The sequence below is a fragment of the Crossiella sp. NPDC003009 genome (assembly GCF_053591555.1).
Genome location: NZ_JBSFUA010000018.1, coordinates 98,383 through 110,291 on the forward strand (window position 1 = coordinate 98,383; position 11,909 = coordinate 110,291).

Sequence of the window (11,909 nt, forward strand, 5' to 3'; positions counted from 1 at the left end):
ATCCTTACACCGCTGACCTGGCCGGAGGAATAGCGCATGTGACGCCCGGACCGGTGACGGCTGCGTTCCGCGTCACAGTGCGTCGACATGCGGACACTTCCCGGTGAACTCGGCGGGAACTGAATCAGGTCCCGGCCCGACTATCACCATCGAGAGCCGATCCCGCACGTTCAGGAGTCAACGATGACCCGCACCACCCTCGCCCTGGCCGCCGCCGGGCTGCTGCTGCTGAGCGCCTGCGCGGGCGCACCGGCGGCCGAGAGCGGGGACGCAGGGTGCGCGCGCAACTACGAAGCCGGCCGGGACTACTTCCCGGACAAGGTCAGCGCGCAGGTCTCGAAGCAGTGGCAGGTGGAGTACCGGCAGCACTACAAGCTGCTCAAGGTCAACGCCGGGCCCAAGACCAGCCTGGAGCAGACCGACACCGCGCCGCGCTCCTACGTGCTCTACCAGTGCGGCACCCCCGCGCCCGAGCTGACCGGCGAGCTCGCCGGGGCCACCGCGATCCGGGTGCCGGTGCGCAAGGCCATCGACAACCCGGCGACCTTGCTCGGCGCGTTCGAGGTGCTGGCCCCCGAGGTGCTGGCCGGCTATGGCGAGTTCCCCGGCGCGGAGACCGCGGACAAGCACCTGCCGCAGGTCAACAAGCGGATCACGGACAAGACCGCGGTCGGCGTCGGGCACGGCGACAAGCTGGACACCGAGCGGGTGCTCAACCTGGGCCCGCAGGTGATGTTCGCCGCCAGCGGGGACAAGGCGCGCTTCGACAAGCTCGGCCAGGGCGGCGTGGGCGTGGTCTTCTTCGACCCGTTCAACGAGACCCCGCTGGGCAGTGCGGAAGCGGTGAAGTTCCTGTCCCTGTTCACCAACGGCGAGGCCAAGGCCACCGCGCACTACACCGCGGTCGAGTCCCGCTACCGCGAGCTGACCGCGAAAGCCGGTGCGGCAGCCGCGAAACCGGCCGTGCTGGTCGGCATCAACGGGCACGGCCGGGACTTCCTGGCCCCGCAGAACGACTACCTGGAACCGACCCTGGTCCGCGACGCCGGCGGCCGGACCGTGTTCGACCTGCCGGGCAAGGCCCTGCAGCGGCTGCCGATGGAAACCATGATCGAGCGCGGCGCGAGCGCGGAGTTCTGGTTCCGGCCGGACTTCGTCGGCAAGGGCGCCACCGTCAAGAAGATCCTCGAAGGCGAGCCGCGGCTGAGCCGGATCACCGCTTTGAGCAGCGGAAAGGGCATCGACCGGGCCGATCCGAGGGTGTACGCGGCGGCCGGCCTGGTCAACCCGGACAAGCTGCTGGCCGACCTGGTCAGCGTGCTGCACCCGGACCTGCTGCCCGGTCACCAGCTGAGCTTCCTGCGCCGGATCGAGGCCGGCTGATGACCCAGGCGACGCTGCCGGGCACCGACACCCCACCCACGGCACCACCCCGGCCGGTCCGCACTCCCGTCCGGGCCGGGTGGCGAGTGGCGCTGCTGGGCGGTCTCGGCGGCGTCGCCCTCCTGCTCGCGGTGCTCGCGGTCAGCCTCGGCTCGGTGCGCATCCCGGTGCCTGACGTGGTGCGCGCGATCCTCGGCCAGCCAACGGAAAGCCCGTCCTGGGCGTTCATCGTCACCGAGATCCGCATCCCGCGCGCGATCACCGCGCTGCTGGCCGGGGCGGCGCTCGGGGTGGCCGGGCTGAAGATGCAGACCCTGTTCCGCAACCCGCTGGCCGACCCGCACCTGCTGGGCGTCAACGCCGGGGCCAGCTTCGGCGTCAGCCTGGTGCTGCTCGGCGGCGGCAGCGCGCTCACCGGCGGCGTCGCACTGTCCACAGTGGAGGGAATCGGCACGGTGGCCGCGGCCGCGCTGGGCGCCGCCGCGGTGATGGCGGTGATGCTGCTGGTGGCCGCGCTGATCCGGAGCACGGTGATCGTGATCGTGATCGGCGTGATGGTGAACGCCTTCGTGCTGGCCATGGTCGACATGCTGGTCTACTACGCCCAGCCGGAGGCGGTGAAGACCTTCACCGACTGGAGCGCGGGCAGCTTCCAGAGCGTCACCTGGCAGGCGCTGCCGGTGCTGGCCGGGATGGTGCTGGCCGGACTGGCGCTGGCGGTGCTCTCGGTCAAGCGGCTCAACCTGTTCCTGCTCGGCGAGAGCTACGCCGGGTCGCTCGGGGTGTCCGTGCGGGCCTTCCGCTGGACGCTGATGGCCGGGGCCGCGCTGCTGGCCGGGGCGGTCACCGCGCACGCCGGGCCGATCGCCTTCCTCGGCATCGCCGCCCCGCACCTGGCCCGCGGCCTGCTGCGCACCGCCGACCACCGCTACCTGATCCCCGGCGCGGCCGTGCTCGGCGCCACCATCGCGGTGGCCGCGAGCATCCTCACCCAGCTGCCCGGCAGCGAGGCGGTGCTGCCGCTGAACACCACCCTCGCGCTGCTCGGCGCGCCGGTGGTCACCTGGGTGCTGGTGCGCCTGGGCCGCGGCCGAGGGCTGGCGGTGTGATGGGCGCGGAAGTGCTGCGCGCCAACGATCTCGCGGTTGGCTACCGGGCCAGGCGGCGGAGCCGGACCGTGCTCTCCGGGATCGACCTCGGCCTGCGTGCGGGCGAGCTGGCCTGCCTGCTCGGGGTCAACGGCACCGGCAAGTCCACCCTGATGCGCACCCTGGCCGGGATGCAGCCACCGCTGGCCGGATCGGTGGAGCTGACCGGGGTTCCGCTCACCTCACTGTCCAGAGTGGAGCGTGCGCGGCGGCTGGCCGTGGTGCTCACCACCAGGGTCCAGGTCGGCAACCTGCGCGGGATCGACCTGGTCGAGCTGGGCCGCGCGCCCTACACCGGCTGGTCCGGCAAGCTCAGCGCCGAGGACGAAACCGTGGTGCGAGAAGCACTTCGGCTCACCGGCGCGGAGTCACTGGCCGAGCGGCTGCTGGACGAGCTCAGCGACGGCGAGCGGCAGCGGCTGATGGTCGCGCGGGCGCTCGCCCAGCAGCCCGCCGTGCTGCTGCTGGACGAGCCCACCGCGTTCCTGGACGCACCCCGTCGGGCCGAGCTGACCGCGATGCTGCGCGGCCTCGGCCGGGCCACCGACCTGGCGGTCCTGCTCTCCACCCACGACGTGGAACTGGCCCTGCGCAACGCCGACGTCATCTGGCTGGTGCTGCCCGGCGGCGGTGTGGTCGCGGGCGCGCCGGAAGACCTGGTCCTGGACGGTGTCCTGGAACGGGCCTTCGGCGGCCGCGACCACACCTTCGACCCGCTGGCCGGCGGTTTCCAGGTTCGCGCCGAGGTCCACGGCACGGCGCGGATCACCGGCGCGGGCGCGGAGCTGGCCGAGGTGTGGACCCGGCGGGCGCTCCAGCGCTGTGGCTACCGGATCGACGACTCAGCCGGGGTGGTGGACGTCGAGGTGGGCTGCCACCGCACCGCGGACGGCCACCGGTGGAAGGTGGTGACCACCGGCGGGAACAGCGAGCACGACCGCCTCGCCGGCGTGGCCGAGGAGATCAGGCGGACACCGCGACGTAGTGCGACGGACGGCCGTTGAGCCACACCGGCTCGCCGATCTTGGCCGCGTCGATCCGCTTCATCAGGGTGTAGTTGCGCTCCCCGCGCTGCTGCACGGCCACCGAGTGCCAGGGGGTCAGCCAGCAGTCCGGCGAGCCGAGCAGCATGATGCCGAACTTGGGCCCGCCCACCGGCTGCGGGTGGATGGACAGCCGGACCTGCTTGGCGTGGTACTTGGCGATCAGGTCGCCCCAGGCCCGGCTGCGCTGGATCACCCCGTAGGCGCGCTGGCGGCACTCCCGCTGCAACGCCGACTTGGTGCCCTCGAAGTCGCCGGCGTCCTCCACCAGGAACCGGGTGATCCCCCGGTACAGCCGCAACGCCTTGCCACCGGCGCGGACCTCCTCGCGCAGCGACTCCTCCGGCTCGGCGAACTCCTCGGTCAGGATCCGCCGCTTCTCCTCGAAACCGGCGTCTCCGTAGACGTTCTCCAGGCTGAAGGTGTCGATCGAGTCGAAGCCGCCCCAGGTGATCATCTGGCGCAGCGTCTCGGCGTACTCGTCGATGTGGTGGTCCGGCACCTTGATCAGGTCGCCGAAGACGTGCCCGTCGGAGCAGATCAGCATCCGCGCGCCGGGCGGGTAGACCTCGCGGACCCGCTCGGTCAGCCCGTGCAGGAACCGCAGCGAGAGCAGCTCGCCCAGGTCGGGCAGGTGGCCGAACACCTTGTCGTTGTTGGGCGACTTGCACGGGAACGCGGGCAGGGTGAACACGATCGGCTCGCCCGCGCTGACGAACTCGCGTAGCTGGGAGAGCTGGTCGGCGAAGGCGGTGCGGACCTCGTCGTCGGCATAGGTGTCATCGGCCTCCGCGCGCCGGTACGGCAACAGGATCCGCAGGATCGACTCGCAGGTCTCCGCCACGGCTAAGGCGTGGTCGGAGCCTGCCGCGGAGAGGGTGGTCGTGGTGGGACTCATGGCGTGCCTCCAGTGCTGCGTGCAGCACCCATCGCGCCGGGTGCGCGCCCGGCGGGGACGGAAATGTGTTCTCGGACGGGACAACCGGGGGTCACGACCCCGGCGGGTCAGTCAGTTCAGGCGAGTGCGGGCTGGGCCCGCGCGTGCTCGAAGGTCACCGGCAGCCGGGCCACCCCTCGGCCCAGCACCGCCTGGATCCACTCCAGGTCCTGCGCGGCCACCGCGAGGCGCAGCCCTGGCAGGCGGCGGACCATCGCGGAGATCGCGGTCTGGCCCTGGATCCTGGCCAGCGCCGCGCCGGGACAGAAGTGGATGCCGTGCCCGAAGGCCAGGTGCGGGTTGGGCGAGCGGGTGAAGTCCAGCCGGTCGGGGTCGGCGAAGCGCCGCCCGTCCCGGTTGGCCGCGCCCAGGGAGACGATCACCGACTCGCCCGCCGGGATCGGCATCCCGTGCAGCTCGCTGTCCTCGCGGAAGAAGCGCCAGGTGGTGATCTCGAACGAGCCGTCGTAGCGGAACAGCTCCTCCACCGCGCCCGGCAGCAGCTCCGGGCGCTGGGCCAGCTCCGCGAACTCCGCCGGGTGCGCCAGCAGGGCCACCGTCATGGTGGTGATCTGGTTGGTCACCGGCTCCTGCCCGGCGGCGAACAGCTGGAAGATCATCGAGCTGAGCTCGTGCTCGGCCAGGTCACCGGCCTCGTTGGCCCGCACCAGCGCGGAGAGCAGGTCGTCGGCCGGGTGTTTCCGCTTGTGCGCCACCAGTTCGGCGATGTAGTCCTGGCACCCCTCCAGCAGTGCCAGGTACGCCGGGCGGCCGGGCTCGTTCGGTCCGACCGGGGCGACCACCTTGCGCCACTCCGGGCGGAACCGGGCCCGGAAGTCCGCGTCGATGCCGAGCACCTCGCTCAGCGCCAGGAACGGGAACTCCGCGGCGAAGTGCTCGACCAGGTCCGCGCTGCCGCCCCTGCGCACCTCGGCGACCACGTCGTCCAGCAGCGACTCGGCGATCTCCTCGACCTTGGCCCGCAGTGCGGCCATCCGGCGCGGGGAGAAGGAGTCGGTGACGTGCCTGCGCATCCTGGTGTGCGCAGGCGGGTCCTGGTGCAGCAGGTGCGCCTGCAACTGGCCGTGGTACGGCTCCGGCATGCTGGCCGAGAGCCTGCGCCACTGCTCGCCGCCGTGCCGGTGGTCCTTGGACAGGCGCGGGTCGGCCAGGGTGGACACGGCCGCGTCGTAGCCGGTCACCAGCCAGCCCACCACGCCGCTGGGGAAGGCGACCCGGTGCACCGGGCCCTGCTCGCGCAGCCGCGCGTAGACCGGGTACGGGTCGCGTTTGAAGTCTCTCGTGTGCAGGAAGACCGGTTCCCCGGGTCTTGGCGGGTGGTCTGAAAGCGGCACAGCTCCTCCTCATGTCCTTAACCAGGGTCGGTGGCGACCCGGGGCGAGTTCCGCGGCTCTGTTGTGCCGGTACTCACGGTCCGGCCTGCGCCATTCGGCGGCAGGTGTCCTTGGAGGAGGAGGACACATACCGCGTAGTGGTCGAACGGAGCAGGCGTGGTTCTTTGGTAGCACGAAAACTTTGCTCGGGAATCCGTTACTGGAACCTAGCAGCGGCCAGAACTGCCGGGTGCCTGCTTCAAAATCTCGTATCGCTGCTTGAAAACTTGCCCATCGTTGGTTTGACGGCTCAACAAACCGGGCCGCTGGCAGCCTTTCGGATAGCTACTTCCGGGCATCCGGGCTGTTCAGGGGAACGCGTCAGCCACAACCCGGCAAAGGGCCCGGATCGGCAGATGTCGAACAGGTCTCAGCTCGCACGGGTCACGGAATTACCCGGCCGAGGAGGAAGAACCGGACAAACCCCGGACCCGGGTCAGCCCGTCACTCGCTGGCGGCGGAGCGGCGGGCCCTCGCCCAGCGCCTGCACCAGCTCCTGGCGGGCCCTGGCCACCCTCGACCGGATGGTGCCCACCGGGCAGCCGCACACCTCGGCCGCCTCGGCGTAGCCAAGGCCGATGACCTGCGTCAGCACGAACGCGGCCCGCTGGTCCTCGCCCAGCTCGCGCACGGCCAGCTGCAGCGCGACCGCCTCGTCCACTCCCGGCGTGACCGGGGTGGCGCGCTCGGCGCTGTCCTGCCAGTCGACCCCGCCGGAGATCCGCGGCCGGGCCATCGCCGAGCGGATCTGGTCCACCGCGACCCGGCGGGCGATGGAGAGCAGCCAGGTGCGGGCGTGGCTGCGGCCGGCGAAGCGGTGCACGCTGCGCAGCGCCCTGACAAAGGTCTCCTGGGTGAGGTCCTCGGCCTCCTCGCGGCCGGCCAGGTGCACCAGGAACCGCCAGACCTCGCGCTGGGTGGCCCGGATGAAGGACGCGGCCGCGACCTGGTCGCCCCGGCCGGCGGCCAGCGCCCACTCGGTGATCTGGGTGTCATCGGCCATGGCCGGAACTCTAACCACGAACAGGGGAACGGAGGGAACTGGACGAGGGTTCAGTCCGACCTTGAAAGACGTGGACTGCTCGAAGTACCAGGAGCTGCTCTCCGCGCGGCTGGACGGCGAGGAGCCGCCGCCCGCGGCACGGCTGGACGCGCACCTGGACACCTGTGAGGACTGTTCCGCCTGGTACGAGCGGGCGGCGCGGATCACCAGGCTGGCCAGGACCGGGGTGGCCGAGGCCGGGCCGGACCTGGTCGCCGCCGTGCTCGCCGAGGCTGCGCCGCGGCGCAGGGTGAGCCTGCTCGCGGCGCTGCGCTGGGCGCTGGGCCTGCTCGGCATCACCCAGGTCACGCTGGCCATGTCGGTCTTCCTCAGCCCCGGCGGCGGCGACCACCACGGCGCCGGGCTGCTGGCCGCGGGCGCCACCCACCTCTCGCACGAGAGCGCGGCCTGGAACCTGGCGCTCGGGGTGGCCTTCGGCTGGGCGGCGCTGCGCACCCGGCAGGTGGCCGGGCTGGTCCCGGTGCTGGCCACGTTCGTGGTGGTGCTGTTCGGGGTGAGCCTGCTGGACCTGCTGCGCGGCGGGGTGGCGCCGACCAGGGTGGCCGCGCACCTGGTGGCGCTGGCCGGGCTGGTGCTGATCGTGCTGCTGGCCCGCTTCGGCGGTTCCCGGCACCGGCCGGCGCCCGCCGACCTGGTCGAGGACGAGGACTACGACATTCCGCCTGGTTTGTTTCCGGTTGCTGATATCCCTCAGCTGAAACGGGGGCGTCCGGGCACCGCGAGCGCCGCGCACCGCCGGCACGTGGCCTGATTGATGCCGGAAATCAACCAGCGCAATCAATGGTCGCTGGTGTTCGCCGCCGGAATGGTCGCGTTCACCTCGCTGTTGACGATGAACAGTGTGAACATCGCGTTACCGACGATGCAACACGAATTTGACGTGCCGCCCAGCGCGGCGCAATGGATCGTGCTCGCCTATCAGCTGCCGTTGATCGCGCTGGTGCTGCCCAGCGGCCGCTGGCTGGACCTGGTCGGTCCCCGGCCCGCGCTGGCGCTGGCGGTCGGCGGGTTCGCGCTGACCAGCGTGGCCGCCGCGGCCGCCGGTGAGTTCGGTGTGCTGGTGCCGGTGCGGGTTCTGCAGGGCTGCTTCGGCGCGCTGATGCTCGCGCTGACCCCGGCGCTGGCCAGCCGCGCGGTCCGGCCGGAGGCCAGGGCGCGGGCGATGAGCGTGCTGGCCACGCTCGGTCCACTGGGCGCGCTGACCGGTCCCGCGCTCGGCGGGCTGCTGCTGGAGTCCTTCGGCTGGCCGGCGGTGTTCCTGCTGAACGTGCCGATCTGCTTGCTGGTATTGGGAATCGGCCTGCGCGCCATCCCGGCCGGGCGTCCCTTGTGCTGGCCGGACCGGAGCTGGCTGACGGAGGCCGCGCTGGTCGCGGGCGCGGTGAGCGCGGTGCTGCTCGGGGTGAGCTTCGCGGCCACCGACGGCCTGCCCTGGCTCGGCCTGCTGCTGCTCGCGGTGCCGCTGTTCCTGTTGTGGCGCAGGCGATCCACCAGTGCCGAGGTGCTGGAGCTGGTGCGCCGCCCGGGAATGGCCGGTCCGCACCTGACCTTGCTGGGCATCGGCCTGGCCTTCGCCGCGATGAACCTGGTCCTGCCGTTCTACCTGCAGCGGGTGCTGCACGCCGACGCCGCCACCACCGGGCTGACCGTGCTGGCCTTCCCGGTGGGCATGGTGCTGGCCGGACCGCTGGGCGGGGTGCTCGGCGACCGCTGGGGCGCCCGCCGCACCGGCCTGCTCGGCGTGACCGTGGTGGCCGCCGGACTGCTGCTGGTGCTGCCGCTTTCCGAGTCCTGGCAACCGGTTGACCTGGTTTGGCGGCTGTTCGCGGCCGGGCTGGGCATGGGCCTCTACGGCGGTCCGGTGCAGTCGCTGGCGATGGCGGCCGCGCCGCGGAGCCGGATCGCGACCACCGCGGCGACCATCCAGCTGGCCCGCAGCATCGGGTTCGCGCTGGGCCCGGCGCTGGCCACCACGCTGTGGGCGGCCAGCGGCTACGCGCTCGCCGGCATGCGGCTGGGACTGGGGCTCGCGGTGCTGGCGGCCGCGGCGACCCTGCCCGCGCTGGCGCTGTCCCGGCCGAAGGTGGTGGCGCTGGTGGCTAGCCCGCGGTGAGGTAGCGAGTCAGCATGGCCACCAGCTCCTGCTCCAAGCGGCCGAGGTCGATCGGGCTGGGCGCGCCGATCTGCTGGTGCACCACCAGTTCCACCGTGGAGACCACCAGCCTGGCCGCGGTCTCGGTGTCGGCCACCCTGACCTCGGGGTGCTTCTCGAGCAGGTCGCGGGCGAAGGCGACCAGGTCCCGCTCCTGCCGCTCGATCTTGTCCAGCAGCTCCGGCGAGCGGGGCGCCTGCTCGAACATCACCCTGAGCAGCTGCGGGTCCTCGCGGTGGTTCTCGATCGCGGTGCGCACGAACACCCGGAGGATCTCCTCGATCGACTCCGGCAGCTCGGCCTGTTTGCTCAGCCGGGTTGCGGTGATCCCGGCGTCCAGGTGCCTGCTCACCAGTTCCAGCAGGATCGCGTCCTTGTTCGGGTAGTACTGGTACAGCGAGCCGATGGAGATCCGGGCGCGCTCGGCGATCCGGTTCGTGGTGCCCGCGGCGTAGCCGTGTTCGGCGAAAACCTGAGCAGCGGCGGTGAGGATCCGCTGCCGGGTCAGCTCGGCCCTGGCCTGGCGGGGCTGTTTGCGCGGGTGGAGACGGCGCCGCTCCGACGTCATGGCACCTCCTGGTCTGCGGGGCGAAAGCGAGTAGACCACGAACTGAGTTATTGCTCATAATAGCGCCCTGACCTGCGAAAACCCAGATTGGTGCCGTGATGCTACCCAAAGTCCACAAGCCCAGTACCCGGAAGATGATCACTCTGGAGGTGCTGGGCAGGACCACGCTGAGCCCGCACTTCGTCTCCGTCACCCTCGGCGGCCCTGAGCTGGCGCACCTGGAGCCGTCCGGGTTCGACCAGGGCGTCCGCCTGTTCTTCCCGCGCGAAGGGCAGTCCGGCCTGCGGATGCCCACGCTGTCCAGCGAGGCCTGGCTGGCCGAGTTCATGCTGCTGCCCAAGACACGCAGGCCGTGGGTGCGCAACCTGACCATCCGCCGGTTCCGGCCCGAGCGGAGCGAGATCGACATCGAGTTCGCGGTGCACGGCGACTCGCCGATGTCGCAGTGGGTGCGGCGGGTCCGGCCCGGCGACCCGGCCGGGATCTTCGACATCGGCCGCACCTACCTGCCCGCCGCGCACGCGCGGTGGCAGCTCCTGGTCGCCGACGAGAGCGCGCTGCCCGCCACCCTGTCGATCCTGGAACAAGCCCCGGAAACCCTGACCGCGGAAGTGTTCCTGGAGGTGCCCGGGGCCGCGGACATCCGCGCGGAGCTCACCGCACCGCCCGGCGTTCGAGTGCACTGGCTACCTCGCACGGACCCGCACCAGCGGCCGGGCGTGCTCGCACTGGACACCGTCCGCGCGGCCGAGCTGCCGCCGGGCCCGTGCTACGCCTGGGTCGCCGGGGAGTCGAAGCTGGCCACAGGGCTGCGCAGGCACCTGGTCAGCGACCGCGGCATGGCCAAGCCGGACATCGGCTTCGTCGGGTACTGGCGGCACGGCCGGTCCAGCCCCGGCTGAATAACTAAGGTGAACCTAACAAGTCTTTAGCTATGCTCAGGACATGACAGCTTCACTGCTCAGCGCCGAGGCCGCGGTCAGCACCGACCGCCCGTCGCGCTACCTCACCCAGCTGTGCAAGCACTTCGCGCACAAGATCGAGGCCGCCGAGTTCTCCGAGGAACGCGGCGACCTCACCTTCGGCGCGGGCAAGGTCGAGCTGACCGCCGAGACCGGGATCCTGCGCCTGCGCGTGCACGCCGACTCCGAGGAGAACCTGGAGCGGATGCAGCACGTGGTGGGCAGCCACCTGGTGCGCTTCGGCCAGCGCGACGAGCTCGCGGTGGACTGGTCCCGGCTCTAGAGCGGCGACTCGGTCGCCAAGCGCATGAGGCCCTCCTGCACGACCGTGGCGACGAGCTGGCCGTCGGCCGAGAAGAACCGGCCGGTGGCGAGCCCGCGCCCGCCCGAGGCGCTCGGCGACACGCAGTCGTAGAGCAGCCACTCATCGGCGCGGAACGGCCGGTGGAACCACATCGCGTGGTCCAGGCTGGCGCCGATCACGCCGTCGGAGCCCCAGTTCAGGCCGTGCCTGGCCAGCACCCCGTCGAGCAGGGTCATGTCCGAGCAGTAGGCCAGCAGGCACACGTGCAGCAGGTCGTCGTCGGGCAGCTTGCCGTCGGCGCGCATCCAGACCTGGTTGTTGGCCTGCTCGCGCGGGCCGGAGTCCTTGGACACCCACGGCGGGTCGGTCACGTAGCGGACGTCGATCGGCCTTGGCATGGTCGCCCACGCCTTGAGCTGCTCGCGGTAGGGCGCGGTGCGCTCGGCATACGTTGGCAGGGTCTCCGGCGCGGCCACCTTCGGCATCTCGCTGGCGTGCTCCAGACCCTCCTCGACCACCTGGAAGGAGGCGGACAGCGAGAAGATCGCCTTGCCGTGCTGCACGGCGACCACGCGGCGGGTGGTGAAGGAGCGCCCGTCCCGGATCCGGTCCACCTCGTAGACGATCGGCACCCTGGGGTCGCCGCCGCGGATGAAGTAGGCGTGCAGCGAGTGCACCTTGCGCTCCGGCGACACCGTGCGGCCCGCGGCGACCAGCGCCTGACCGGCGACCTGACCACCAAAAACCCTGGTCGGCGAGACCGAGGGGCTGACCCCGCGGAAGATGTTCTCCTCGATCTTCTCCAGGTCGAGCAGCGCGACCAGGCGGTCGAGGATCGGCTGGCCGTGCGGCACTCCGTCCAGGGCCAGGGGCGCGGGGTGCGCTCCCTGGGCCCCGGTCGGATCGGCGGCTGCGGCGCGGGCTGCCTCAGTCACGTCTAGACACTCCCCATCGG

The 11,909-nt window shown here is 71.5% G+C and carries 12 protein-coding genes; 7 read left to right on the forward strand and 5 right to left on the reverse strand.

What is annotated here, in order from left to right:
- Nucleotides 1–183: 183 nt before the first annotated feature.
- Genes ACWDY5_RS20595 through ACWDY5_RS20605 form a run of 3 tightly spaced genes read left to right on the forward strand, consistent with a single transcriptional unit; the run spans nucleotide 184 to nucleotide 3,535 of the window.
- A complete protein-coding gene (locus ACWDY5_RS20595) occupies nucleotides 184–1,383 on the forward strand; it encodes an ABC transporter substrate-binding protein (protein ID WP_449723791.1) in 1,200 nt (399 codons plus the stop codon).
- A complete protein-coding gene (locus tag ACWDY5_RS20600; protein ID WP_449723792.1) occupies nucleotides 1,383–2,492 on the forward strand; it encodes a FecCD family ABC transporter permease in 1,110 nt (369 codons plus the stop codon). Before ACWDY5_RS20595 ends, ACWDY5_RS20600 begins: the two co-directional genes overlap by 1 nt.
- Nucleotides 2,492–3,535, forward strand: a complete 1,044-nt coding sequence (locus ACWDY5_RS20605; protein ID WP_449723793.1) for an ATP-binding cassette domain-containing protein — start codon at nucleotides 2,492–2,494, stop codon at nucleotides 3,533–3,535. The genes ACWDY5_RS20600 and ACWDY5_RS20605 overlap by 1 nt, the downstream gene beginning before the upstream one ends.
- Here ACWDY5_RS20605 and ACWDY5_RS20610 read toward each other — a convergent pair.
- From ACWDY5_RS20610 to ACWDY5_RS20620, 3 genes are all read right to left on the reverse strand, one after another.
- Complete coding sequence (locus ACWDY5_RS20610) at nucleotides 3,495–4,472, reverse strand: L-tyrosine/L-tryptophan isonitrile synthase family protein (protein ID WP_449723794.1); 978 nt, start codon at nucleotides 4,470–4,472, stop codon at nucleotides 3,495–3,497. The genes ACWDY5_RS20605 and ACWDY5_RS20610 overlap by 41 nt on opposite strands.
- Before the next feature lie 116 nt (nucleotides 4,473–4,588).
- The gene (locus ACWDY5_RS20615) at nucleotides 4,589–5,866 is read right to left on the reverse strand and encodes a cytochrome P450 family protein (protein WP_449723795.1); all 1,278 of its coding nucleotides are present in this window, start codon (nucleotides 5,864–5,866) and stop codon (nucleotides 4,589–4,591) included.
- A gap of 475 nt (nucleotides 5,867–6,341) precedes the next feature.
- Nucleotides 6,342–6,908 (reverse strand): sigma-70 family RNA polymerase sigma factor, encoded by a 567-nt coding sequence (locus ACWDY5_RS20620; protein WP_449723796.1) that lies wholly within the window; start codon nucleotides 6,906–6,908, stop codon nucleotides 6,342–6,344.
- 70 nt (nucleotides 6,909–6,978) lie between these two features.
- Between ACWDY5_RS20620 and ACWDY5_RS20625 the strand changes: the two genes are divergently transcribed.
- A complete protein-coding gene (locus tag ACWDY5_RS20625) occupies nucleotides 6,979–7,719 on the forward strand; it encodes a zf-HC2 domain-containing protein (protein ID WP_449723797.1) in 741 nt (246 codons plus the stop codon).
- A gap of 54 nt (nucleotides 7,720–7,773) precedes the next feature.
- Entirely contained in the window at nucleotides 7,774–9,081 is a 1,308-nt protein-coding gene (locus ACWDY5_RS20630) for an MFS transporter (RefSeq protein ID WP_449723829.1), read from the forward strand.
- Here the strand turns inward: ACWDY5_RS20630 and ACWDY5_RS20635 are convergent.
- Nucleotides 9,068–9,688, reverse strand: coding sequence for a TetR/AcrR family transcriptional regulator (locus ACWDY5_RS20635; protein WP_449723798.1), 621 nt, complete (start codon nucleotides 9,686–9,688; stop codon nucleotides 9,068–9,070). The two genes, ACWDY5_RS20630 and ACWDY5_RS20635, sit on opposite strands and share 14 nt — an antisense overlap.
- 134 nt (nucleotides 9,689–9,822) lie before the next feature.
- On the opposite strand from ACWDY5_RS20635, the gene ACWDY5_RS20640 reads away from it, so the two are divergent.
- Together ACWDY5_RS20640 and ACWDY5_RS20645 are read left to right on the forward strand one after the other, a co-directional pair.
- A complete protein-coding gene (locus tag ACWDY5_RS20640; RefSeq protein ID WP_449723799.1) occupies nucleotides 9,823–10,590 on the forward strand; it encodes a siderophore-interacting protein in 768 nt (255 codons plus the stop codon).
- A 43-nt stretch (nucleotides 10,591–10,633) separates the two neighbouring features.
- The gene (locus tag ACWDY5_RS20645) at nucleotides 10,634–10,933 is read left to right on the forward strand and encodes a DUF2218 domain-containing protein (protein ID WP_449723800.1); all 300 of its coding nucleotides are present in this window, start codon (nucleotides 10,634–10,636) and stop codon (nucleotides 10,931–10,933) included.
- On the opposite strand, the gene tesB is transcribed toward ACWDY5_RS20645, so the two are convergent.
- Nucleotides 10,930–11,889: an acyl-CoA thioesterase II gene (tesB, locus tag ACWDY5_RS20650; RefSeq protein ID WP_449723801.1), complete on the reverse strand. Its 960-nt coding sequence runs from the start codon at nucleotides 11,887–11,889 to the stop codon at nucleotides 10,930–10,932. The two genes, ACWDY5_RS20645 and tesB, sit on opposite strands and share 4 nt — an antisense overlap.
- Nucleotides 11,890–11,909: the final 20 nt, after the last annotated feature.